Origin of the sequence: Thermococcus thermotolerans (genome assembly GCF_024707485.1) — an archaeon.
GTDB lineage: Archaea > Methanobacteriota_B > Thermococci > Thermococcales > Thermococcaceae > Thermococcus > Thermococcus thermotolerans.
In genome coordinates this window covers 1,464,133-1,487,583 of sequence record NZ_CP102602.1, presented here as the reverse complement: position 1 = coordinate 1,487,583, position 23,451 = coordinate 1,464,133, and the positions used below count along the sequence as shown (strand labels likewise).

General features: G+C 54.2%; 18 protein-coding genes and 2 pseudogenes. 14 read left to right on the top strand and 6 right to left on the bottom strand.

Features of this window, described 5'->3' with window-relative positions; all coding sequences use genetic code 11:
- The first annotated feature begins 47 nt into the window (after nucleotides 1–47).
- The 6 genes and pseudogenes from NUS69_RS08465 to NUS69_RS08440 all read left to right on the top strand — a co-directional run bounded on the left by NUS69_RS08465 (nucleotide 48) and on the right by NUS69_RS08440 (nucleotide 7,477).
- Nucleotides 48–1,756, top strand: a pseudogene (locus NUS69_RS08465) (ATP synthase subunit A).
- Between the two features lie 5 nt (nucleotides 1,757–1,761).
- Nucleotides 1,762–3,153 (top strand): ATP synthase subunit B, encoded by a 1,392-nt coding sequence (locus NUS69_RS08460; RefSeq protein WP_258083367.1) that lies wholly within the window; start codon nucleotides 1,762–1,764, stop codon nucleotides 3,151–3,153.
- A gap of 28 nt (nucleotides 3,154–3,181) precedes the next feature.
- Entirely contained in the window at nucleotides 3,182–3,835 is a 654-nt protein-coding gene (locus NUS69_RS08455; protein WP_258083366.1) for a V-type ATP synthase subunit D, read from the top strand.
- A 48-nt stretch (nucleotides 3,836–3,883) separates the two neighbouring features.
- The gene (locus tag NUS69_RS08450; RefSeq protein WP_258083365.1) at nucleotides 3,884–5,107 is read left to right on the top strand and encodes an alanyl-tRNA editing protein; all 1,224 of its coding nucleotides are present in this window, start codon (nucleotides 3,884–3,886) and stop codon (nucleotides 5,105–5,107) included.
- A gap of 130 nt (nucleotides 5,108–5,237) precedes the next feature.
- A complete protein-coding gene (locus NUS69_RS08445) occupies nucleotides 5,238–6,254 on the top strand; it encodes an ABC transporter permease subunit (protein ID WP_258083364.1) in 1,017 nt (338 codons plus the stop codon).
- The gene (locus tag NUS69_RS08440) at nucleotides 6,251–7,477 is read left to right on the top strand and encodes an ABC transporter permease (RefSeq protein WP_258083363.1); all 1,227 of its coding nucleotides are present in this window, start codon (nucleotides 6,251–6,253) and stop codon (nucleotides 7,475–7,477) included. The genes NUS69_RS08445 and NUS69_RS08440 overlap by 4 nt, the downstream gene beginning before the upstream one ends.
- A gap of 8 nt (nucleotides 7,478–7,485) precedes the next feature.
- On the opposite strand, the gene NUS69_RS08435 is transcribed toward NUS69_RS08440, so the two are convergent.
- The 5 genes and pseudogenes from NUS69_RS08435 to NUS69_RS08415 form a co-directional block, all read right to left on the bottom strand.
- Nucleotides 7,486–8,307 carry a 7-cyano-7-deazaguanine synthase gene (locus tag NUS69_RS08435; protein ID WP_258083362.1) on the bottom strand — a complete coding sequence of 274 codons (822 nt, stop codon included), beginning with the start codon at nucleotides 8,305–8,307 and terminating at the stop codon, nucleotides 7,486–7,488.
- 30 nt (nucleotides 8,308–8,337) lie between these two features.
- On the bottom strand, nucleotides 8,338–9,021 hold the full coding sequence (locus tag NUS69_RS08430) for a hypothetical protein (RefSeq protein ID WP_258083361.1): 684 nt from the start codon (nucleotides 9,019–9,021) through the stop codon (nucleotides 8,338–8,340).
- Between the two features lie 338 nt (nucleotides 9,022–9,359).
- A pseudogene (locus tag NUS69_RS08425) lies at nucleotides 9,360–10,256 on the bottom strand (radical SAM protein); the annotation flags it as partial.
- Nucleotides 10,257–10,303: 47 nt separating this feature from the next.
- On the bottom strand, nucleotides 10,304–11,005 hold the full coding sequence (locus tag NUS69_RS08420) for a dihydroorotate dehydrogenase electron transfer subunit (protein ID WP_258083360.1): 702 nt from the start codon (nucleotides 11,003–11,005) through the stop codon (nucleotides 10,304–10,306).
- A complete protein-coding gene (locus NUS69_RS08415) occupies nucleotides 10,983–12,215 on the bottom strand; it encodes a dihydroorotase (RefSeq protein WP_258083359.1) in 1,233 nt (410 codons plus the stop codon). The genes NUS69_RS08420 and NUS69_RS08415 overlap by 23 nt, the downstream gene beginning before the upstream one ends.
- A gap of 394 nt (nucleotides 12,216–12,609) precedes the next feature.
- Here NUS69_RS08415 and NUS69_RS08410 point away from each other — a divergent pair, with 394 nt between their 5' ends.
- The 8 genes from NUS69_RS08410 to NUS69_RS08375 all read left to right on the top strand — a co-directional run bounded on the left by NUS69_RS08410 (nucleotide 12,610) and on the right by NUS69_RS08375 (nucleotide 21,941).
- Nucleotides 12,610–15,063 (top strand): ABC transporter substrate-binding protein, encoded by a 2,454-nt coding sequence (locus NUS69_RS08410; protein WP_258083358.1) that lies wholly within the window; start codon nucleotides 12,610–12,612, stop codon nucleotides 15,061–15,063.
- A gap of 182 nt (nucleotides 15,064–15,245) precedes the next feature.
- Entirely contained in the window at nucleotides 15,246–16,301 is a 1,056-nt protein-coding gene (locus tag NUS69_RS08405) for an ABC transporter permease (RefSeq protein WP_258083357.1), read from the top strand.
- An 11-nt stretch (nucleotides 16,302–16,312) separates the two neighbouring features.
- On the top strand, nucleotides 16,313–17,770 hold the full coding sequence (locus tag NUS69_RS08400; protein ID WP_258083356.1) for an ABC transporter permease: 1,458 nt from the start codon (nucleotides 16,313–16,315) through the stop codon (nucleotides 17,768–17,770).
- A gap of 10 nt (nucleotides 17,771–17,780) precedes the next feature.
- On the top strand, nucleotides 17,781–18,740 hold the full coding sequence (locus NUS69_RS08395) for an ABC transporter ATP-binding protein (protein WP_055429942.1): 960 nt from the start codon (nucleotides 17,781–17,783) through the stop codon (nucleotides 18,738–18,740).
- Between the two features lie 10 nt (nucleotides 18,741–18,750).
- Nucleotides 18,751–19,758, top strand: coding sequence for an ABC transporter ATP-binding protein (locus tag NUS69_RS08390; protein ID WP_258083355.1), 1,008 nt, complete (start codon nucleotides 18,751–18,753; stop codon nucleotides 19,756–19,758).
- Nucleotides 19,759–19,788: 30 nt separating this feature from the next.
- Nucleotides 19,789–20,265 carry a hypothetical protein gene (locus NUS69_RS08385; protein ID WP_258083354.1) on the top strand — a complete coding sequence of 159 codons (477 nt, stop codon included), beginning with the start codon at nucleotides 19,789–19,791 and terminating at the stop codon, nucleotides 20,263–20,265.
- Nucleotides 20,262–21,023, top strand: coding sequence for an NAD+ synthase (locus NUS69_RS08380; protein WP_258083353.1), 762 nt, complete (start codon nucleotides 20,262–20,264; stop codon nucleotides 21,021–21,023). The genes NUS69_RS08385 and NUS69_RS08380 overlap by 4 nt, the downstream gene beginning before the upstream one ends.
- A 9-nt stretch (nucleotides 21,024–21,032) precedes the next feature.
- Nucleotides 21,033–21,941, top strand: coding sequence for an EamA family transporter (locus NUS69_RS08375; protein ID WP_258083352.1), 909 nt, complete (start codon nucleotides 21,033–21,035; stop codon nucleotides 21,939–21,941).
- On the opposite strand, the gene glnA is transcribed toward NUS69_RS08375, so the two are convergent.
- Complete coding sequence (gene glnA / locus NUS69_RS08370) at nucleotides 21,938–23,269, bottom strand: type I glutamate--ammonia ligase (protein ID WP_258083351.1); 1,332 nt, start codon at nucleotides 23,267–23,269, stop codon at nucleotides 21,938–21,940. The two genes, NUS69_RS08375 and glnA, sit on opposite strands and share 4 nt — an antisense overlap.
- Nucleotides 23,270–23,451 lie beyond the last annotated feature (182 nt).

Here is a 23,451-nt window from a genome sequence, read left to right as displayed (position 1 = left end):
TGGGAAGGATAATTCGCGTTACCGGTCCGCTCGTCGTTGCCGACGGAATGAAAGGAAGCAAGATGTACGAGGTGGTTCGCGTCGGCGAAATGGGGCTCATAGGAGAAATTATCCGCCTTGAAGGGGACAAAGCGGTCATTCAGGTCTATGAGGAGACTGCAGGTATAAGACCGGGTGAGCCGGTTGAAGGAACCGGGGCTTCACTGAGCGTCGAGCTCGGTCCCGGACTTCTTACCGCGATGTACGATGGAATTCAGAGGCCGCTCAACGTTCTCAGGGAGCTCAGCGGCGACTTCATAGCGAGGGGTCTTACCGCCCCGGCATTGCCGAGGGACAAGAAGTGGCACTTCACACCGAAGGTCAAGGTCGGAGATAAGGTTACCGGCGGCGACATCCTCGGTGTTGTTCCTGAAACAAGCATCATCGAGCACAGAATCCTCGTCCCGCGTGGGTCGAGGGCGAGATAATCGAGATAGCTGAGGAGGGCGACTACACCATCGAGGAGGTCATAGCCAAGGTCAAGAAGCCGGACGGGAGCATTGAGGAGCTCAAGATGTACCACAAATGGCCGGTCCGTGTTAAAAGGCCCTACAAGAGGAAGCTTCCGCCGGAGGTCCCGCTCATCACCGGCCAGAGGACGATTGACACCTTCTTCAGCCAGGCCAAGGGTGGAACCGCCGCCATTCCTGGCCCCTTCGGTTCAGGAAAGACCGTCACCCAGCACCAGCTGGCGAAGTGGAGCGACGCCCAGGTGGTTGTTTACATCGGATGCGGTGAGCGCGGAAATGAGATGACCGACGTCCTTGAGGAGTTCCCGAAGCTCAAGGACCCGAAGACCGGGAAGCCGCTCATGGAGAGGACGGTTCTCATAGCCAACACCTCGAACATGCCGGTCGCTGCCCGTGAGGCGTCCATCTACACCGGAATCACCATCGCTGAGTACTTCAGGGACATGGGCTATGACGTCGCTCTCATGGCTGACTCCACAAGCAGGTGGGCTGAAGCTTTGCGTGAGATTTCCGGAAGGCTTGAGGAGATGCCCGGTGAGGAAGGCTATCCAGCTTACCTAGCCAGTAAGATTGCCGAGTTCTACGAGCGTGCCGGCCGTGTAGTCACCCTCGGAAGCGACGAGAGGATTGGAAGTGTTTCCGTCATAGGTGCCGTTTCACCGCCCGGTGGAGACTTCAGCGAGCCCGTCGTCCAGAACACGTTGAGGGTCGTCAAGGTATTCTGGGCGCTCGATGCTGACTTGGCCAGGAGGAGGCACTTCCCGGCAATCAACTGGCTCAGGAGCTACTCCCTCTACCTCGACTCAATTCAGGACTGGTGGCACAAGAACGTTGACCCCGAGTGGAGAAAGATGCGCGACACGGCAATGGCACTCCTCCAGAAGGAGGCGGAACTGCAGGAGATAGTTAGGATAGTCGGTCCGGACGCGTTGCCCGACAGGGAGAAGGCGGTGCTCATAGTCACAAGGATGCTCCGTGAGGACTACCTCCAGCAGGATGCGTTTGACGAGGTGGACACCTACTGCCCGCCGAAGAAGCAGGTCACCATGATGAGGGTTATCCTCAACTTCTACGAGAAGACCATGGAGGCCGTCGACAGAGGGATTCCGGTCGACGAGATAGCCAGGCTCCCGGTCAGGGAGAAGATAGGCCGTATGAAGTTTGAACCGGAGATAGAGAAGGTCAAAGCTCTCATCGATGAGACGAACGAGCAGTTTGAGGAGCTCTTTAGGAAGTACGGAGCGTGATTCCGATGCCGGGAATGGAGTACTCGACCGTTAGCAAGATTTACGGGCCGCTCATGATCGTCCAGGGCGTCAAAGGTGTGGCATACGGTGAGGTCGTCGAGATAGAGACCGAGAGCGGGGAGAAGAGGAAGGGACAGGTTCTTGAAGCCAGGCAGGACATGGCAATCGTTCAGGTCTTCGAGGGGACTAGGGATCTCGACATAAAGACCACCCGCGTCCGCTTCACCGGTGAGACCCTCAAGGTTCCGGTTAGCATGGACATGCTCGGCAGGGTCTTCAACGGTATTGGGAAGCCGATAGACGGAGGCCCAGAGATTATACCCGAAGACAGGCGCGACGTCCACGGCGCCCCACTCAACCCGGTCGCGAGGGCCTACCCGAGGGACTTCATCCAGACAGGTGTTTCCGCTATAGACGGAATGAACACCCTCATCCGTGGTCAGAAGCTGCCCATCTTCAGCGGTTCCGGTCTTCCACACAACATGCTCGCTGCCCAGATAGCCAGGCAGGCGAAGGTCCTCGGCGAGGAGGAGCAGTTCGCCGTCGTCTTTGCCGCGATGGGTATCACCTACGAGGAAGCCAACTTCTTCAAGAAGAGCTTCGAGGAGACCGGAGCAATAGAGAGGGCCGTCCTATTCCTTAACCTAGCAGATGACCCGGCAATCGAGCGCATCATCACCCCGCGTATGGCGCTGACGGTTGCTGAGTATCTAGCTTTCGACTACGACATGCAGGTTCTGGTTATACTCACCGACATGACCAACTACGCAGAAGCTCTGCGTGAGATTTCTGCTGCTCGTGAAGAGGTTCCAGGAAGGCGCGGTTATCCGGGTTACATGTACACCGACTTAGCGACCATCTACGAGCGTGCCGGCCGTGTCAGGGGCAGGAAGGGTTCCATCACGCAGGTGCCCATCCTGACGATGCCGGACGACGATATCACCCACCCGATTCCGGATTTGACCGGGTACATCACCGAGGGACAGATAGTCCTCAGCAGGGAGCTGCACAGAAAGGGTATCTACCCGCCCATTGACGTTCTCCCGAGCCTCAGCCGTCTGATGAAGGATGGTATCGGTAAGGGAATGACTAGGGAAGACCACCCGCAGCTCAGCCAGCAGCTATACGCTGCCTACGCTGAGGGGCGCTCGCTTAGGGATCTCGTCGCCGTCGTTGGTGAGGAGGCACTCAGTGAAACCGACAGGAAGTACCTCAAGTTCGCTGACAGGTTTGAGAGAGAATTCGTCGCCCAGCGCTACGATGAGGACAGGAGCATCGAGGAGACCCTCGACCTCGGCTGGGAGCTTCTGGCGGAGCTTCCGGAGAGCGAGCTCAAGCGTGTCAGGAAGGAGTACATCCTCAAGTACCACCCGAAGTACAGGAAGAGGGAGGGCTGACCTCCCCTTTAACCTTTAGGTGGTCGAGATGGCAGAGTTGCTCAACGTCAAGCCCACCCGTATGGAGCTCCTGAACCTCAAGAGGCGCATTAAGCTGGCCAAGAAGGGCCACAAGCTCCTCAAGGACAAGCAAGATGCTTTGGTGATGGAGTTCTTCACGATATACGACGAGGCGCTCCAGCTTAGGGAAGAGCTGGGCAGGAAGATGGCCGAGGCCTTCTCCGCCCTTCAGAGTGCTGAGATAGACGTTGGAACCCTGCGCCTCAGGGAGATAGGTCTCTCTGTGAAGCCCAACCGGGAGGTCGAGATAAAGCGGAGGAACGTCATGGGCGTCCCGGTTCCTCTCATCGAGGCAGAATCCTTCAGGAGGAGCGCGGACGAGCGCGGCTACGCCTTCGTTTCCAGCTCGGCCAAGGTGGATCTCGCCGCCGGAAAGTTTGAAGAGGTTCTCGACCTGGCGGTTCGCTTGGCCGAGGTGGAGGAGACACTCAAAAGGCTCGCGAAGGAGATAGAGGTCACCAAGAGGCGCGTCAATGCCCTTGAGTACATAATAATCCCGAGGATGGAAGCCACCGTCAAGTTCATCAAGCAGCGCCTCGACGAGATGGAGCGCGAGAACTTCTTCAGGCTGAAGAGGGTCAAGGCCCTCATTGAGGCCAGGGCCCAGGCTGAGGGTTCGTGAAGCAACAACCCTTTTATTTCCAGCCTTCCTTTTCTTCCTGGTGGTGACATGACGGAAAAGCTGTTCTACAAAAACGCCTACCTCTGGGAGGCCGGCGCGAGGGTTAAGATGGTCGAGAGAAGGGGCGAGAGAGTGAGAATCCTGCTCGACAGGACTATTTTCTACCCTGAGGGTGGCGGTCAGCCCTCCGACAGGGGAATAATAGCCGGTGAGGGCTTCAGGATAACCGTCGAAAAGGTTAATGGAAAGGACGAGATATGGCACGAAGGAAAACTTGAGGGCCGCCTTCCGGAGTCGGGAGAACCTGTGAGGCTAATCCTCGATGCTGAATGGCGCTACGAGAACATGCGCCAGCACACTGGGCAGCATATCCTCTCGGCGGTCTTCAAGGACCTCTACGGCGCCAACACGACCGGCTTCCAGATATTCGAGGGCTACAACAAGATAGAGATAGACTACCCCGGCGAGCTTACGTGGGAGATGATTTTTGAGGTGGAGAGAACCGCCAACGGAATCGTCTGGTCGGACCTTCCTGTTGAGGTGGAGGTTTACGATGAGCTCCCAGAGGAACTTCAGAAAAAGCTCCGGAAGGAGCTCTCCGATAAAGTCAGGCCCCCGATAAGGATAGTCTCCATTCCCAATGTTGACGTAATACCCTGCGGCGGGACGCATGTGGGGCGCACGAGGGAAGTTGGCATCGTAAAGGTAGTCAACTTCTACCGGAAGAGCAGGAAGCTCTGGCGCATCGAATTCGTCTGTGGAAACAGGGCTCTAAAGTATCTGGACGAGCTTATGGCCGACTACTGGCTAAGCCTCGATGAGATGCCCAACAAGAACCGCCCGCTAGTCCGGCGCGTGCGGGAGCTCAAGGCCGAAATCGATAGGCTTGAGGAGGAAAAGGACGGCCTTAGAAGGGAGCTCTGGAGATGGAAGGCGAAGGCCCTGCTGGACAACGCAGAGGAAATCAACGGAATCAAAGTCGTCTCATACATAGAGGACGCTCCAATGAAGGACGCTCAGGCCTTCGTGGTTTACCTCGTTGACAAGAATCCCAAGACCGTTGCACTAGTGGCGGGCGAGAACTACGTTATATTCGCCAAGAACAGGGAGGTTGAAGGCATCTCGATGAGAGACCTCCTGAGGAAGGTTCTTTCGGAAGTCGGCGGAGGTGGAGGCGGAAGCGAGACCCTCGCAAGGGGAGGGGGGTTCAAGGTGTCACCCGAGGAGGTTCTAGAAACCGCCCGCAGAGCTCTGGGTGCCCACCTTGGATGATACACCTTTTGTGGTTTTTCTTTTGGAACCTGTTGCAGGCTTTAATTAAAAGTAAAACTTTTTAAAGATTGTTGGGAATTTTTACTGTAATGGGTTAAGGTTGTACGCACCTTCATGTGGGGGTGTGTCTTTGTCCCTGAGGCGGATAGTAATCAGATACGCGATAGTAACCCTGCTGGTAGCCTTTGTGCTCGGATACGCCATAAAAGGCGTTGTGGAGAAAAGGGCGTACTACGAGGCCGTTGGCTTCTTTCAGTTCAATCCCAACGCGGGAAAGGTTGTGGCTACGGCAGAAAAGCTCGGTATGGATCCCTTTGAGTATTACGTCAGGTACATCGCCCCAAAGACCCATCCCGAACTGGGGATGTCCTCCCTCCACGTGGGTCTGAAGTACATGTGGATTATCATCGAAGACCTTTTTGGGCACAAAACGAGGGGTTCATGGGACTACCTCTACGGCTTTCAAAGTGTGGACTGGGGCTACATATACAGAACCCTGATCTTTCTCGTTCTGACCGAGGTCTTCGTGGTGCTCTCGGCTCTTCTTCTCTCATTCAAGGCTGTGAGGAGTGAACGCTTCTATGGTTTCCTGCAGATGGCCGCGAGAACCTTCAACGGCATTCCCGTGTGGTTCTTCGTGGTTCTCTTCTTTTTGCTCATAATCTACTCTCCGATACCCTCTGAGCTTGCCAACGGCCTCAAGGGTTTGGGCTTAGAGATGCTCGCCTACTTCGTCTTTCCGGTTCTCTCTGTTCTGCTCGTCGCCAGCTGGGGGCTGGCCGAGGGCATAACCGTCGTTATGAGGGAAGAGTTTCAGCAACCCTATGTTGAGGCGAAGAAGGCGATGGGTCTTCCCGAGAGGAGGGTTAAACGGCACGTCGTGAGGGCCTCAGTAGTCCCGGTGATGCACGTCTGGCTCCAGAACTTCATTGAAATTCAAACGCTGATCCTCGTCGTTGACTACCTCTTCAAGCTCAACGGACTGGGGACGCTCCTAGCTTCGGCACTCATCATAACACCGGACAGCGTGTTCTTCTACGCAGGCATCTTTGCCTTCGTGGTCACCGTTCTCGTGCTCATGAACTTCATCGTCTCGATAATCGTTGAGGTTCTCTCGATAAAGCTGGAGCCGAGGGGGTCGTCATGAACCGCAGAAAGGTGGGTGCGCTGGTTTTGCTGCTATTTCTCACGTTCACCGCTGGAAGTTACGCAACCCTTGACCGGCTCAAGCTCGACAACTGGGACAACTATCTATTCTGGGTTGACTATCCCAGGGGGGCGAAGCCGGTCTGGCTGGGGGATTCCTCCGAGACCCTTACCTTCAGGGGAGGGGTTAACTACACGGTAGACTCCGAGACCCTTACCTTCAGGGGAGGGGTTAACTACACGGTAGAAGATAAGGCGCCCTCCAATCTGGTTCTCAGGGGGAAGGGAAAGGTTTCAATAACCATATTTCGGCCGGACGGACGGGTTGTTCATCTTGAAGGGGAGATAAATGGCACCTCAAGCGTGAACTCGAACGTTGACCTCGCCCTCCAGGCCAGGCGCTTCGCCATCGAGGAACTCGGTCTCAGGAGGGAGGATCTGGCATTCATAACCCCCACGCAGGCCCTCTTCATGGACGGAAACCGGCAACCGCTGAGGGGCACTTACACGATTCTGGTTCATCCTTCTGGCGTTGAGGCCACATTGGTCGGCGACACCTACGGCCTCCTCGGCACGGACTACAAGGGAAGAGACCTGTGGGTGGGTTTTGTTGGCTCCACGGTGAACACGCTGGTTTTGGCCTTCCTCACAACTCTCTTTGTGATATTAATCGGCCTTTTCCTCGGTGTCGCCTCGGGTTATTACGAATCGAAGTTCGGCGACGCTGTCTCTGTTGTCCTAGAGGCCCTCAACTCCATTCCTTACCTACCGCTGGCGATAGTGATTGTGTTTGTTCTCTCCTCCACGGGCTCTCATGGGAAGCTCAGGATGGGGACGGTCGAGCTGGCACTCATTCTGGCTGTGCTCCTCGTGGGCAAGTTCGCCAGTGCAGTCAGAGGAATAGTTATGCACGAGAAGGTTCAGGAGTACATAGAATCCGCGAGGGCCCTGGGTGCGGGCGACCTGGCGATAATCATGAGGCATATAATGAAGGCAGTCGTCCCCTACGCCCTCTCGTACTCCACGCTCCTCTTCGCCCAGATGATAGCGGTGGTTTCCGTACTCGGCCTCTTCGGGATAATCCCTGGCGTTAACTGGGGCTCCTTTGTGGCTGAGGCATTCTCTCAAAACGCCATCTATACCCTCTGGTGGTGGCCGCTCTCGCCTTCCATAGCAATAGTCCTCGTCGGCATCGGCCTGACGTTTCTGTCGGACGAGTTTTAATCACACCTTTATTCGTGACTTATTCCGAGTTTTTTGAAGACGATCTTTCTCTGGAACTCGGGCACAACCGGCCTTGACAGCTCCCTCTCGGCCTTCTCCCGGCTCATCAGGCCGTAGCGTACGAGTGCGGCTATTCTCCTCTGCTCGAAGCTGTGGCCGTGCTTCTCCCAGTACCTCTCAAGCGCCGGGCCAAGGACGAGGCAGTTGGTGGTGTATCCCGGTAGCTTTGGGAATTCGAAGGGAAGGCCTTTGAGGAGTTCGAGCCTCTCCTTCTCAGGTATCATGGAGAGGAGCCTTATCTGAACCACTCCTCCCTTCATGGGCCTGTAGGGGTGGTGACCGAAGGGAAGCTCGTGGCCCGTTATGATGTATCTGTAGCCGTTTCTGAGGGCATATTTGTGAAGTTTTTTCAGGGTTCTCCTGGAACAGCGCCTGCAGGGGGAATCTCCTTTGAGAAGGGCTTCGCGGAAAATGTCTGAGTAATCGTAGTGCAGAACCGTGAATGGAACGTCAAGTGCCTTGGCAATCCTCTCCGCGTTTTCTATGGCTTCTTTAGCCATAAGCCCGTGGTCGACCATCACCGCCTCCAGTTCCGGAATCTTGTATGCCTCCTTTGCCAGATACAGCGCGACTGTGCTGTCTTTGCCGCCAGAGTAGGCAACGATTGCCCTGTCAACATCCTTCATGAGCTCATCAAGCTCGGCGCAGATTTTCTCCCTGTCGATGGGATGCTTCAGGTAGACCTGACATTCCCGGCATATCGGCCTTCCGTCGATGATGTCTATCTTTGCCGTCCTCTCGTCGTGTATGCAGAGTGAGCACTTGAGCATGGTGGAAGAAAAGAGAGGCGGTTTAAAAAGTTATTTTCCCATCTTCGGGAACTTCGAACGAAGTTTTTTGGGAGCTCTCCTGGCCTTTTCAACGGTTTTCTCGGTTTTCTTCTTCCCTTTCTTAGTTGCGAAGAAGCCCACTATGGCTATGGCGTTCTGGAGGAGTATTCCGCGGTTGTTCCTTGCTATAAACCATCCGAAGAGCAGTCCAAATACAAGCCCGAGAATCCACAGCGATAGGATGAAAGTGTTCGCGCTCATTCCGTTTGGGCTGAGGGTCACTGAGAATGCCTTGTACGCCAGTGCAAAGGCGACGACGAAGACCGTTTCGAGCATTATCGTCAGCTTGGTGGCCGTTCCTATTATCCCCAGAAGCCTGCTGTTCTCGGTGTACTCCTCGATGACCCTCTGGTCGTGGAGGCCGTAGACGAGGGTTCTTGTGATGTTGGCCCCGCTCCTGAAGGCCAGAAATCCGAAGAATGCCGCCGCCCACGAAGCCCCCCAGAGCTTCCAGAAGGCCCAGATCCCAACGGCTATCCAGACCAGCGTGTAGATTCTCTCGATGCCCTTCTTCTCATTCTCCGGTATCTCCAGCGTTAGAACCTTCCTCCAGGTCATGCCGGCGATGCTGCCGAAGGTTCTCATAAGGATTACAGCCAGGTTCAGGAAAAGGAACGCCATCAGGAATACGAAGGCAAATATCTCGCGTATCATCGCTATCCCCGGCTGTAAAAGGTAGGTGAAGAGATATTTAACGCTTCCTCTCAGCGCTCCGGAGGGGATTTGGGGCTGTGCAGTGGATGGGATTAAGACAAATTGCCCTTGAAATATCTGCTGTAAATCTCCCTCGCCTCCTCCTCTCCAACGCCCTTTATCAGCACCTTCCCGCTTTTGAAGACCACAACCTCTGCGTCGCCGTCCTTAAACCTGAGGGTACCGTTTTTCATAGTGTATCCAACCCTGAGGGCAGCTAGATTTGAGGCGAGCGCTTCCAGGTTTACCCCTTCGACGTTGAGTCTGAACGCCCCGTCGCAGGTCTCCTCTATCTCCGCCCGCTTTCTCTTCACTATTGGAGCAACGTCCCTGGCAACGCGCCTCGCGCTGAAGAGCGTCAGCGGGTCCATTGTCCGGTATATAGCCAGCTGACAGCCGCTTATACGGACGTCTATGTATTTCTTTGCCTCCATTGCCGTTTTCAGGTATTCCCTTATGCTCTCTGCCCTTTCAAAATCCAGCCCAGCTTTCTTAAGCCTCTCAACGTTCAGCTCGTGAATCGTGAGGGGCTGGAGCATCATCTCGTCCACACCAAGCGAGGCGGCCAGCTCGGCTATCCTGGGTATGTCCTCGTCGTTGATGCCCGGCATGAATATCGTCCTGACGATCGAGCGGACGCTTTTATCTGAGCCGACTATTCTAAGAGCATTCACGACGTTTTCAAAGGTGTCGGCGTTGGTTATCATCAAATGCTTCTCCCTACTCGCTGCATCGAGGCTTATCATGACCAGGTCGAAGTCGAGCTTGCTCCACAGCTCCTCAGTCAAAAGTGAGCCGTTGGTCTGAAGGTCGAGCCTCGCCCCCGGAAACCTTTCCCTGAGCATTCTGTTGACCTCGACTATGCGCGGGCTCATGAGGGGCTCCCCGTACTGGGAGACCGTTATCGCGTACGGCCTGTCCCAGCCGTAGTAGCCGGGTCTGGGGGCTTTCCTGAGCTTGACCGCGACGTTCGAATAGCAGAATATGCAGTCGTGGTTGCAGGCAGGTGTTAGCTCGTAGCTCGGGTGGTGAACGGGATTGGGATTGCTCAAATCCAGCCCCTGACAGCCCTGGCAGTGAGTGGGGAACTTTAAATCCATCACGAACTTCTTTAGCAGTCTCGCCTCCCTGTTCTCAAGGATTTGGGGCTCCACACCCATGCTTCTCGCAAACTCCTCCCAGCTCATCCGCTTCATTCTCCCACCGGCCGAAACGGAGAAAAGGGGTTTAAAAAGGTGATTGGTCAGAGCAGTCCCCTCAGCTGGAAGCCGTCGAAGACGGGACCATCCCTGCAGACGAGGTACTTTCCGAGGTTGCAGGAGCCGCATACGCCGATTCCGCACTTCATATACCGCTCGGCCGATATCTGGACGTTCTTATAGTTCATGATCCTGAGAACGGCCTTGAGCATCGGCTCTGGGCCGCAGGCGTAAGCCTGGTCGAATTCTCCTTTCCTTTCGGCGAGAACCTCCGTTGGAAAGCCCCTCCTTCCGGCCGAGCCGTCATCTGTCGTGATAACAACTTCGTCCACGTAGTTTTCGATGTCCATCAGTGCCAGCTCGTCCCTTGAGCGGGCACCATAGATGAGGGTTATCCTCTCAAATCTGTTCCGGTGCTGTTTTGCAAATGCATACAGGGGTGGAATCCCTATTCCGCCTCCCACTAGGGCTATCCTCTCCCCTTTGGGCTCGAAGCCCCTTCCGTAGGGGCCTCTGATCCAGATGTAATCTCCTTCCCTCAGCTCAAAGAGCCTGCCCGTGAAAGGTCCAACGCGCTTGACGACTATGGTGTCGTTCCAGGCCAGACTGAATGGTTTTTCTCCAACTCTGGGAAGCCAGACCATTATGAACTGTCCCGCCCTGAATTCCAGCTTCTTATCGAAGCGGAACGCTTTAACGTCCTTTGCTACATCCCAAACTTCCCTAAGCGTCACCCTTTCCAGCATTTACCCTAACCCCCAGGGGCTTTCCTAGGATTTCGTCCTCTTCCATAACGACGTTCCCCCTGAGAATCGTCATCACTACCTTTCCTCTCAGCTTTCTGCCCTCCCACGGGCTCCATTTGGCCTTGGTATAGAACTCCTCGGGTTTAACCCGCCATTCTCGCTTCATATCAACGACTGTGAAGTCGGCGTCCTTACCGTTTTCGAGTCCTTTGTTCCTTATTCCAAATATCTTAATTGGGTTCTCGTGCATCTTTTCCACTATATCCTGGAGCTCCAGCATTCCCCTGTTCACCGCATCGAGGAGAAGTGCCACCTCGGTCTCAAGACCGGGTATCCCTGCCGCGCCGTTTTCCTTGTCTTCAAGAGTGTGGGGTGCATGGTCGCTGGCTATGATCGGAATCCTGGAAAAGTTTCTCCAGAGTGCCCTCCTGTGTTCCTCGTCCCTCAGCGGGGGATAAACCTTTAGGTGGGGGTTCCTTTCATAGTCCTTATTCGTCAGGAAGAGGTGGTGTGGTGTGACCTCGAAGCTGACCCATGGGAGCTTCGCGCTCAGTATGGCATCTATTCCATCGGCAGTGGAAACGTGGCAGATGTTGAGGGGTTTTCTGAATTTCTCGGCGGCTTTCAGGGCGCGTTTTATGGCGGTTATCTCGGCCTCTGGTGGTCTTTCAGGTTTTTTCTGGATTATTCCAGCGTCCTCGGCATGGACGCTGACGATCCCTGGAGCACAGGAGTAATCGCTTTCAAAGTCCCTGGAAAAAATCCCGCCCGTTGAGGCGCCCATGAATATCTTGTAAAAGTCTGCCTGCGCCTTTTTGGCTTCATCGCAGTTGTCGCTTAGGAGAAAACTTAGCGCATAATCTGTGTATGCCCTGCCAGAGAATGCCGCTTCCCTTCTCCGAAATGTCGATGAGTCGAGTACCGGTGGGTCGGTGTTCGGCATGTCAAAAACGGCCGTTATGCCACCGTGAAGCGCCGCCATGGTGCCGGTTCGGATGGTCTCTTTGGAACGCTGCCGAAAGTCTCTGAGATGGACGTGAACGTCTATGAGGCCGGGAAGGATGACCTTTCCACGCCCGATCCTAACCGTTTCTTCTCCCCTTAATTCTCCGGTGGATATTCTGGAAATTTTGCCGTCAAGAACCCCTATGCTCCCGTCTATCAGTTTCCTACCCTTCAAGAATCTGCCTTTCATGACAAGGTCGTACATAGCGCCCGCACCGGGATGGATGATACTCCATTTTAAGTTTTTTGCATCCAACTTCACAACTTGAAGCTAAAAACTGGGTGCTAACGATTTTTACGGCTTTCCTCAATTATATATGGCCTTCCTGACCCATTTTGTGATTTTTCCTCTGTTATTATTAAGATTTTAGCATGGTGCACAACGCAAGATGCCATTGAGAGGTAGATAAGAGTCATGAAATCTTTTGGGACCTGTAGATGGCTTTTCTAAAGCCACTACTTTTACAAGAACGTAACCCTTAAATAGGCTTTCAATGTATATCTTCATGCCATTATACACCATATGTGGCAACATTGCCAAAAAGTGAAGGAGGCAGTGGAGTATGAAGAAGGCTTTGGGATTGTTTATTATGGGTTTGATGTTGTTTAGTATTTTTTCAGTCCATGCAGTCAGCGCGGCTGACTACACCCCCAAGGACATACCCCTGAACAGCGACGAGGCCAAGGCTCGCTTCAAGGCCGACCTTCAGTGGTACCTCCAGTACGGCCACTTCGTTATCAGCAATGGTCCGTACATGCTCGTCATGTACTCCCCGGAGAACCTCTACCTCAAGCTTGAGAAGTTCACCGGTGCGAGGACCATCTACACCAACACCCTTCCAAAGGACGGTTATGCCGACGTTATCGAGTACCAGGGTGTCCAGAACCCTGAGAACGTTATCCTCCAGATCGCTAAGGGTGAGTACGACCTCGGTATGTTCTCCTTCCCGGCTGGAAAGTACCAGGGCCTTGGTGCCGACGTTCTCGCGAACCTCAACCTCTATAAGAGTGCCAGCTCCTACAACGAGCTGACCTTCAACACCTACCACGACCCGGACAAGGACGCTCCGCTCGTTACCGTTGGTGACCAGGTCTACTTCAACCCGTTCGCCATCAGGGAAGTCAGGTTTGCAATGAACTTCCTCGTCAGCAGGGACTACATCGTCCAGAACATCTACCAGGGTAGTGGCGCCCCAATGCTCGGCTGTATAAGGCCCAGCCACCCGGCCGACAAGTACTTCGAGCCAGTTTACAAGGCCCTTGGAATAACCGGCGCTGGCAACGAGCAGTTGGCCCTCCAGATGATTGACCAGGCCATGCAGAAGGCCGCTCAGGAGGTTGCCAACTACGGCCACACCCTTGAGAAGAAGGACGGAATGTGGTACTTTGACGGCCAGCCGGTTACGGTTAAGTTCATCATCCGTATCGAGGACGAGAGGAAGGAGATTGGTCTCTACGTTGCCGACCTGCTTGAGAAGAAGGTCGGATTCAAGGTTGACAGGCTCCTCTGGGACAGGCAGAAGGCCGGTCAGGTCGTCTTCGCCAAGCCTCCGAGCAACTACGAGTGGAACATCTACACCGGCGGATGGGGTACCAGCGGTATCCCGAGCGTCTGGATTGACGACTACACCGCTTGGTTCTATGCATCCTGGTACGGATACGTTCCTGGCGCAGTTGAGCCCAAGCACGTCAACACCGTCACCGTCGAGGAGGCCCTCAAGTACATAGGCAACGGCGATGTTAACGCCGGTCTCCAGAAGATAGGTGCTGAGTACTACACCAACTCAGACAAGCTCGGCCCGATGCTCAAGTGGACCGAGGAGGAGCTCACCTACCTGCTGACCTACTTCGTCATCAGCAAGGACGCCGTTCAGGGAACCCCGCACATCAACGCTGACCTCGTTCCGACCGACCCGATCAAGATCACTACCAAGGAGCAGTACTGGGACCTCCAGAAGATAAGCATGCTCATTGGTGTCCTTGAGAGCGCCAGGGTCTTCATGATTGAGACCTGGGAGTTCTACCCGGCCAACAAGCAGAGGGTTGTTAAGATCGTTCCTGAGGCCAGCACCGGTATCGGCCAGCGCTGGAGCATCATGACCGCTCAGACCCCGGACAAGCACCTTAAGATCGCCCAGTTCGCCTCAACCGGTGCCATGTTCATGAGTGCCTTCAACCCGGTTGGCGGTCTGAACGACGTTTACAGTGTCCGTGTCTGGAACCTCATCAGGGACTACGGCGCGACCACCAACTTCGACGGTATAGTTACCCCGTACAGGTGCAAGTGGACCCTTGAGCGCGGTGAGTTCACCGTTCCGGACGATGCGGTCATCTACAACCAGACCCAGGGCTGGATTGCCGAAAACGCTGGCAAGACCGCCAAGGTCAAGGTCGCAGTCACCTGCGACTTCGGTGAGTGGCACAACGGTGTTAAGGGCAACATCGACGACCTCAAGTACTACATAGCCTTCCTCTACACCTGGGCCTACAAGGACGGCGCCGACGACCCGTACTACGACGAGAGCCTTGGTGGAACCGCTGGAACGCTCAGCAACATACTTGGATTCCAGTGGACCGACAACGGTTACGTCGTCTATGGTACCTACGAGCACCCGCTCGCCGACGACATGACCGCAGGATTCTACGTGTTCTACCCGACCCTCCCGTGGGAGCTCTACTGGGCTATGGGTGAGCTCGTCGCCAACGCCAAGGAGTACGGCATCGACAAGACCTACTCCTTCAGCAGCGGTGCCGAGGGAGTCCTCTGGCTCGACCTCCTCACCAAGGAGCACGTTGACGACCTTGCCAAGGTCATGCTCAAGATCTCAGGCCTCACCTGGGACGACATAACCAAGACCACAACCACCCAGCCGCCCACCACCACCAGCAGCCCGAGCCCGACTGAGACCACCAGCAGCCCGAGCCCGACCCAGACCCCGACCGAGACCACCACGACCACGGCCGGCGGAACCAGCACAACCACCTACGTCGTTGTCGGCCTGGTGATAATCATCATCGCCGCGGCCGCCTGGTACTTCACCAAGAAGAAGTGAAGCAGTTTCGATCTTTCCCTTCTTTTTTGAAATTTTGCCTTCACTTCTGGATCTCTAACTGCGGGTTTCTGCAATACACTTCTATGAAAATGTGCACATCTATGCAGTAAGATATATAAAGTCAGTTTTACAATGCTGAAAAAGATACATTAAACACGAGCAACCTACGTGGGGGTGAAAAAATGGGGTATCTAAAGTACCTGGTGTTTAGGATTCTAAACGCCATTCTCGTCCTGTTGATAGTGACTTTTATTATCTCGGCACTGTTCGTTAAAGTTGCCGAAGAGAGCAACAGATCCAAAATGTACGAAGAATTGATGATGTGGGAAAGAACCGAGGGTGCTAAAATCAAACAGAGTCAGGGCCTTGAGGCCTTTGAACAGGCTAAAGCTGCAAAGCAGGCGTCCCTTGAAGAGAAGTATGAGCTGAACATCCCATACTGGCAGAAAGTTTACAAGAAGGCTTTGCGTACATTGCGGCTGGACTTTGGAACGACGAGCATGCCGATTTTCGGTACGAACAATGTCTCTGACATCATTAAGGTTGCCGTCCCAAGGAGCATCCTGCTCTTCACAACGGCAACGATAATAGTTATCATACTGGGTATCTTCCTTGGAGTCAGGGCTGCAAGGCACGCGGGCAGTGTCTTTGACAGGGGCCTCTCTATCTTCGCACTGCTCACATACAGTCTGCCGATGTGGTGGACCGGAATGATGTTCCTCCTGATATTCGCATTCAAGCTCGGCTGGTTCCCGCTCAGTTCAATGTTCGATCCACAGCTCACCGGCTGGGCCCACGTTAAGGACGTTCTCTGGAAGCTTGCCCTTCCGGTGTTCACCTACGTCTTCGTCGTCTTCGGTGGCTGGGCCTGGACGACCAGGAACATCATGATAGGAACCCTCCAGGAGGACTTTATCATGGCCGCCAAGGCCAAGGGTGTCCCCGAGCACAAAATCATCTACGGCCACGCCCTCCGTGCCGCTGCCCCGCCGATAGTCACCATGATCATCTTCGCCCTCCTTGGATCGCTCGGTGGTGCAATCATCAGTGAGCTCGTCTTCAACTACCCTGGAATGGGCAGGCTCTACTGGGTTGCCCTCCAGCAGAACGAGACCAACCTCCTCATAGGGCTGACGTACTTCTTCACGGTGCTCTACCTGGCAGGAGTGGTTCTGGCTGACATGATTTACGGATTCCTCGACCCGCGTGTCAAGGTCGGTGCTTCCGCCAAGATGTGAGGTGATTCACGATGAGATGGGTCGACGTCAAAGAAGGATTTAAGGAATTCCTTGAAGAATTCAAGAGGGAGAAGACCGGCATAGCCGGTGTTATTCTCCTTGTTATCCTTGTCCTTGTTGCACTTACTGCACCGTACACCACCATCCCGGATCTGCCAGAGAAGTGGAGAAGCTCCGCTTACTGGGAGGACAACCCCAAGAACGTTCCGCCGACCTGGTACAATATGTTCACCTCTCAGAAGCTTGTTCCTCAGGAAGTATACTACATCAACGACCTGAAGATAACTCACCCTTCGGATACTAGAACCGTAATTGAAGCTGATTACAACTTCCCCGACCGCTATATCCTGGGGCCGCAGGGCATAATTATACGTGGGCTGAACGTATCTGTTGGCGATCCAATGAATGCCCCAGTATTTGACCTGTACCTCTTGAGGCCGGATGGCAAGAAAATCCCCTTGCTCAAAAACAAGCCTCTGAGCGCAGGCACAATCTCCGTGGGTAGGGACAGTACGATATCGGCCAATGTCTACATATGGCTCGTCAACGTCACCGAGGGCAGGGAGATAACCATGTTTGAAGTTCCACTTCAGACGATACTCATCAGCGACATGGTTGCCCCAATGTTTGCCAAGGTTGAGCCCGGAATGAACGTGACCCAGATAATAGAAAACCCCGAGCCCCTTTGGGGTAACTACAAGCTTGTCCTCGACATAAACAACCCCGCACCCGACAAGAACAAGATTATACTTGATAACATAAAGGTGACCTTCCTCGGAAGGAGCTACGGAACCATGGGTACAGACTACCTCGGCAGGGACCTCTGGGCAGGTATCATCTGGGGTAGCAGAGTTTCGCTGACCATTGGTGTGCTCGTCTCCGTCCTAAGCACCGTCATCGGCCTTGTATACGGAGTCACCAGCGCATACCTCGGTGGAAACGCCGACGAGTTCATGATGCGTATCAACGAGATATTCGCCTCAATCCCGAGCCTGCCGATACTTATCCTCATTGGAGCCACAATGGGACACATAACACTAATGTTCATAGTGCTGCTGTTGGTCATCTTCGGATGGATGGGAATAGCAAGGATTTCGAGAAGTATGGCGCTCCAGATCAAGGAGCAGACGTACATAGAGGCGGCGAGGGCACTCGGTGCCGGCAACGGCAGGATAATCTTCAAGCACATACTGCCCCAGCTGCTTCCATATGCCTTCGCGGTCATAGCCCTCAGCGTTCCGGGTGCTGTTATAGCGGAGGCTTCGCTGAGCTTCCTTGGTATCGGTGACCCGACGGCCGTTACGTGGGGCCAGATACTCAACGCGGCCCAGAATCAGGCGGCAACGACCAAGGGCTACTGGTGGTGGGTTCTCCCGCCCGGGCTTGGAATCGCTGTCGTCGGCCTTACCTTCGTCCTCATCGGTACGGCCCTCGATAAGATACTCAACCCGAGGCTCAGGAGGCTGTGAGGTGGTATAAATGGCTAGGAACGTACTCGAAGTTAAAGACCTCAAGATGTATTACTTCACCAGCAAGGGTGTCGTCAAGGCCGTCGACAACATCTCGTTCAACCTCAGGAAGGGTGAAGTGCTGGGACTTGCCGGTGAGAGCGGATGCGGCAAGTCCTCCCTTGGTTTTACCCTTATGGGAATGCCGACTCCGCCGGGCAAAATCGTCAGCGGTAGCGTGAAGATTGACGGAAGGGAAATAGTCGGTCTCCCGGAGGATGTCCTTAGGAAGGAGATACGCTGGCAGAAAATATCCATGATATTCCAGGGTGCAATGAACGCCCTCAACCCTGTCTATACCGTCGGATATCAGATGACCGAGCCGCTGATACTCCACAAGGGGATGAGCAAGGATGAGGCCCTCGACAGGGCCCAGAAGTACCTTGAGCTCGTCGGTCTCGACCCCGAGATAGTCTATCGCTACCCGCACGAGCTTTCAGGCGGTATGAAGCAGCGTGTCATCATCGCAACGGCCCTCCTCCTTGAGCCCGACGTTGTCATTGCCGACGAGCCGACGACGGCTCTCGACGTCGTTGTTCAGGCTCAGATCATCAACCTCATGAAGAAGCTGAAGAAGGAGCTTGGCCTTTCGATGATATTCATCACCCACGACCTCAGCATCCTCGCCGAGATCAGCGACCGCGTTGCCATCATGTACGCAGGTAAGATCGTTGAGATCGGAGACAGCGAAAAGGTCTACTACGAGCCGGCCCACCCGTACACCCAGAAGCTTCTCTCGGCAATACCGAGACTGCATGAAGACGTCGAGAAGCTGGAGTTCATTCCAGGACAGCCACCGAACCTCATCAACCCGCCCAAAGGATGCCGCTTCCACCCGAGGTGCCCCTATGCGATGCAGGTTTGTAAGGAGCAGGAACCCGAGCTGAAGGAAGTTGATAAGGATCACTATGCCGCATGCTGGCTGCTGTGAGGTGTGAGAGATGGCGGAGCCGATACTCAAGGTTGAAAACCTCAAGAAGTACTTCCCGATCAAGAGGGGCTTCATCGACACGATCAAGGGCGCCCCCCAGAAAAAGGTTCACGCGGTGGACGGCATTAGCTTTGAGATATACAAGCAACAGGTCTTTGCCCTCGTTGGTGAGAGCGGGTGTGGTAAGTCCACCACAGGAAAGCTGATCGTTAAACTGCTGGAGCCCACCGACGGAAGGATATACCTAGAAGGCAAGGACGTGACCAACGTCAAGACCAAAGAGGAGATACTCGACTACAGAAGGCACGTTCAGATGATATTCCAGGACCCGTTCAGCTCAATGAACCCGAGGTTCAGGATATTTGACATCCTTGAGGAGCCGCTCCTCATCCACGGTATCGGTGAAACAAAGGCCGAGCGTGAGGAGCTCATCTACAAGGCCCTTGAGATGGTCAAGATAACCCCGCCCGAGGACTACGTCGGCAGGTTCCCGCACATGCTGTCCGGCGGTCAGAGACAGCGTGTCGCTATTGCAAGGGCCCTCATCCTGAACCCGACCTTCATCGTTGCCGACGAGCCGGTCTCGATGCTCGACGTGTCCATCCGTGCCGAGATCCTTGAGCTGATGAAGGAGCTCAAGGAGAAGATGGGTGTCACCTACCTCTACATCACCCACGACATGTCAACGGCAAGGTACTTCGCCGACTGGATGGCGGTCATGTACCTTGGAAGGATAGTCGAGATGGGTCCAGTCGAGAAGGTCATTGACAACCCGCTTCACCCCTACACCAGAGCGCTACTGGCGGCGGTTCCCGAGCCGAAGCCAGAAAGACGGAACATCATCAAGGAGCTGCCGATCAGGGGTGAGGTGCCCAACGCCGTCGACATACCACCCGGGTGCCGCTTCCACCCGAGGTGTATCTACGCCCAGAAGGGACTCTGCGACACCAAACACCCGCAGCTCGTCGAGTACGAGCACAACCACTGGGCCGAGTGCCACCTCGTTGGCAAGTACTGACTTCTCCTTTTCTTTCCTTAGGTGGTGACGATGGGAACGCTCAGGGATGCGATGGGATATCCTCTTCTGAGGGCCGGTCTGATAATGCTCATTCTGGCATTGCTGATCTCAGTTGCCGGTTTCTACCGTGTTAACAAGTCTTATTCCGCCAGCGGGACACTTGGAGAGGGTATGTACTACCTGGGAGACGATAAATTTGAAAGTGAATACCTCTACCATAACAGGACCCTGATCCTTTCATCATCCGGTGCAAACATCTCACTTATCCAGGGGACCAAAATAACGAACTACACACTTGTTAACCGTGAGATAACGCTTCATCCCGGGGAGAGGCCGGTGATATATGTTTTTAATGGGAGCGTGAATTATAGCTATAGGGCGACTGCCGTTGACTACCCCTACGCGGTCTACTCCCTCTTTGCTTTCGTGCTGATGCTCGTGGGGGTTGTTATAGCCTTCATGGGATACTCCCAGTTCCTGAGGGATGTGAAGGAGGGTAAGAAATGAGGAAGCTTGATTACGGTGCCGCCATCAATAGGATAACCGGGTTCATCCATGAGAAGGTTGAGGAGGCCGGTGTTGACGGTGTTGTCGTTGGGGTAAGCGGGGGCATAGACAGCGCTACAGTTGCATACCTCGCCGTAAGGGCACTTGGAAGAGATAAGGTTCTCGGCCTGATAATGCCGTACTACGAGAACGGCGACCTTGAGGATGCCAAGCTCGTCTGTGAAACCCTGGGAATTGATTACAGGGTGATCAGTATAAAACCCATTGTGGATGAGTTCGAGAGGGCAGTCGGTGGACTTGACGTTAAGAGCAGGGGTAACGTAATGGCCAGAACCCGGATGGTTCTGCTGTACGCTCACGCCAACGCTATGAACCGCCTCGTTCTTGGAACCAGCAACAGGAGCGAGGTTCTTACGGGGTACTTCACCAAGTGGGGTGACGGTGCCAGCGACTACGCTCCGCTCATAAACCTCTACAAGACGGAGGTCTGGGAGATAGCGAAACTACTTGGAGTTCCGGAGAGGATAATCAAAAAGAAGCCCACAGCCGGGCTGTGGGAGGGACAGACCGACGAGGACGAGCTTGGAATAAGCTACCGCCTCCTCGATGAGATTCTCTGGCGCATGGTTGACCTCGGAAAGGAAAAGGCTGAAATCGCAGAGGAGCTTAAAATACCTCTGGAGAGGGTTGAGTACGTCGAGAGACTGATAAAGGGCAGCGAGCACAAGAGGCGCCTTCCAGTCGGCCCGGTCTTCTGAGGTGAGTCCATGAAACGAGGCTACATTTTCGTTTTTCTAGCTGCATCAATGTGGGGGACTCTGGGCATATTCGCCAAGTACCTTGACGGTTTTGGATTAACGCCCTTCACGATGGTGTTTTACCGGGTTTTTTTCGCCATAGTCCTCCTATCACTGTATCTTCGCCTCAGGGGCGTAGGTTTCTCCCTTGAGCGCTCCCGCCTCAGATTCTACGCCCTCTACGGTTTCTTCAGCATCTTCCTATTTTACACCCTCTACTTCTATACGGTAACGATATCGTCGGTTTCATTTGCCGTTCTGCTTCTCTACACCGCTCCGGTATATTCAATAATCCTGGGGAGACTGGTCTTCAACGAGCCGTTGGTGAGGGAGAAGGTCACCGCCCTGGGGATGGTGATGCTCGGCGTTCTCCTCGTGAACTGGGGGGATGTTCAGTTTTCCACGAAGGCTCTGCTCTTCGGCCTGCTAACGGGTTTAACCTACGCTCTTTACGGTGTTCTGGCGAAGTTCGCCGTTAGGGATGACGAACCCGAGAAGGCACTCTTCTACACGCTCCTCTTTGGCATGCTTTACCTTCTGCCCTTCACGGACTTCTCGGTGCCATCAGGCGCGGTTCCGTATCTGTTTGCTCTGGCGTTCTTCCCGACATTCCTGGGGTACATACTCTACAACCACGCCCTAAAGGAGATTGAGGTGAGCAGGGCCAGCATACTCGCCACGATTGAGCCTGTCGTGGCGATATCACTGGCGTTCCTTTTATTTGGTGAGTCCCTTACCGCTGAACAGCTGATTGGAGCGGCGCTCATAATTGGGGGTTCTGCCTTGGTGCATCTAAGTGAGAAAGAAAAGATGGAAGAGGGCATCATTGGAGGAGTGCTTGAGGAGGTGCTCGAAGAGGTGCTTGAAGAGGTTCATTAGACGTGGAAGTACCTCTCCAGCTCCCATTCAGTTACCTTCTTCGTATCCTCGGGAAGACCTTTAGCGCCCAGGTATTCGAGATACCCCTCCCACTCACTCTCCTTGTAGGTGAGGAAGTTCCTGTATGCACCGCCCAGGGCTTCCCTGACGACCCTGTCCTTCTTGAGTTCCTCCAAGGCTTCGCCAAGGCTTTCGGGTAGCGTGTCTATGCCCAGGCTTTTCCGCTTGGAATCGCCCATCTCGTAGACGTTTTCCTCAACATACGCGTCGGGCTCGATTTTTCTCCTTATTCCGTCCAGCCCGGCCATCAGTATCGCCGCAAATGCCAGGTATGGGTTGGCACTCGGGTCGGGACAGCGGTATTCAATCCTCGCCCCGTTGCCCCAGAAGGCCGGAACCCTTATCAGTGCACTCCTGTTCCTGTAGCCCCAGCTTATGTATACCGGGGCCTCGTAACCGGGAACGAGACGCTTGTAGCTGTTCACAGTGGGGTTGGTTACTGCTGTCAGGGCCTTTGCGTGGGCGAGTATACCCCCTACAAAGTAAAGTGCGGTCTCGCTGAGCCCTTCATCACCAATAAATGCGTTCTCCCCGTCCTTCCAGAGGCTTATGTGGAGGTGCATTCCGTTTCCGGGAAAGCCGTAGAGGGGCTTTGGCATGAACGTAGCGTAGAGTCCGTGCATCTCCGATATGGCCTTTACGATGTACTTGAAGCTGACTATGTTGTCTGCCGTCCTTAGGGCTTCATCATAGCGGAAGTCTATCTCGTGCTGTGCCCTTCCGACCTCGTGGTGGAGAACCTCGGGAACGAGGCCGAGGGCTGGCATGTGGAGGGCTATCTCCCTCTTTAACTCCCTAGCTTTGTCTAGGGTCACAAGGTCAAAATAACCACCGCTGTCAGGTATCTGAAGCTCCCAGGAACCGTTCTTCTTGAAGAGGTAGAACTCCGGTTCCGGTCCTATGTACGCCCTGAATCCGGCCTTTTCGAGTTCCTGAAGGGTATCCCTGAGGACACCTCTGGGGTCGGCCGGATAGGGCTTTTTGCCTTTGTGTATATATCCATAGACCCTTGAAATTCCTTCCCATGGTATCTCCGCGTAGGTTGATGGGTCCGCTTTGAATATCAAGTCGCTGTCTTCTATTCCTTCGAATCCCGGAATCGATGAGCCATCAAAGGCTATACCGTCTTCTATGGCCTCGTCGTATCTTCCTATGGGGACTTCCATGCCTTTTGGAACCCCGTTTATATCAACAAAGATAAGCTGGATGAATCTTACCCCTCTGGATTCGAGGGCCGTTCCCTTTTCTGAGGCGCTCAGACTGTTCATATTTATCACCTATTATTGCTTTAATGTTCAGTATTGATGCCATCTTATTGAACGATTATTCCAATAAAAGCCTTTTTACTGAATTTTTGTCATTGTGACAACTGTGTGGTCTGAGTTCCCGCTGACTGACAAAAAACTGTCATTTTTATCATTTATCTTTTTTAATTTTAACAAACATATGT

What these genes read in the sequence shown, in the direction of transcription:
- NUS69_RS08390 (WP_258083355.1), top strand. Translation starts at nt 18,751, where the DNA reads ATGGCGGAGCCGATACTCAAGGTTGAAAACCTCAAGAAGTACTTCCCG.
- NUS69_RS08460 (WP_258083367.1), top strand. Translation starts at nt 1,762, where the DNA reads ATGCCGGGAATGGAGTACTCGACCGTTAGCAAGATTTACGGGCCGCTC.
- NUS69_RS08415 (WP_258083359.1), bottom strand. Translation starts at nt 12,215, where the DNA reads ATGTACGACCTTGTCATGAAAGGCAGATTCTTGAAGGGTAGGAAACTG.
- NUS69_RS08405 (WP_258083357.1), top strand. Translation starts at nt 15,246, where the DNA reads ATGGGGTATCTAAAGTACCTGGTGTTTAGGATTCTAAACGCCATTCTC.
- NUS69_RS08400 (WP_258083356.1), top strand. Translation starts at nt 16,313, where the DNA reads ATGAGATGGGTCGACGTCAAAGAAGGATTTAAGGAATTCCTTGAAGAA.
- NUS69_RS08385 (WP_258083354.1), top strand. Translation starts at nt 19,789, where the DNA reads ATGGGAACGCTCAGGGATGCGATGGGATATCCTCTTCTGAGGGCCGGT.
- NUS69_RS08450 (WP_258083365.1), top strand. Translation starts at nt 3,884, where the DNA reads ATGACGGAAAAGCTGTTCTACAAAAACGCCTACCTCTGGGAGGCCGGC.
- NUS69_RS08375 (WP_258083352.1), top strand. Translation starts at nt 21,033, where the DNA reads ATGAAACGAGGCTACATTTTCGTTTTTCTAGCTGCATCAATGTGGGGG.
- NUS69_RS08420 (WP_258083360.1), bottom strand. Translation starts at nt 11,005, where the DNA reads ATGCTGGAAAGGGTGACGCTTAGGGAAGTTTGGGATGTAGCAAAGGAC.
- NUS69_RS08455 (WP_258083366.1), top strand. Translation starts at nt 3,182, where the DNA reads ATGGCAGAGTTGCTCAACGTCAAGCCCACCCGTATGGAGCTCCTGAAC.
- NUS69_RS08410 (WP_258083358.1), top strand. Translation starts at nt 12,610, where the DNA reads ATGTTGTTTAGTATTTTTTCAGTCCATGCAGTCAGCGCGGCTGACTAC.
- glnA (WP_258083351.1), bottom strand. Translation starts at nt 23,269, where the DNA reads ATGAACAGTCTGAGCGCCTCAGAAAAGGGAACGGCCCTCGAATCCAGA.
- NUS69_RS08380 (WP_258083353.1), top strand. Translation starts at nt 20,262, where the DNA reads ATGAGGAAGCTTGATTACGGTGCCGCCATCAATAGGATAACCGGGTTC.
- NUS69_RS08395 (WP_055429942.1), top strand. Translation starts at nt 17,781, where the DNA reads ATGGCTAGGAACGTACTCGAAGTTAAAGACCTCAAGATGTATTACTTC.
- NUS69_RS08440 (WP_258083363.1), top strand. Translation starts at nt 6,251, where the DNA reads ATGAACCGCAGAAAGGTGGGTGCGCTGGTTTTGCTGCTATTTCTCACG.
- NUS69_RS08430 (WP_258083361.1), bottom strand. Translation starts at nt 9,021, where the DNA reads ATGATACGCGAGATATTTGCCTTCGTATTCCTGATGGCGTTCCTTTTC.
- NUS69_RS08435 (WP_258083362.1), bottom strand. Translation starts at nt 8,307, where the DNA reads ATGCTCAAGTGCTCACTCTGCATACACGACGAGAGGACGGCAAAGATA.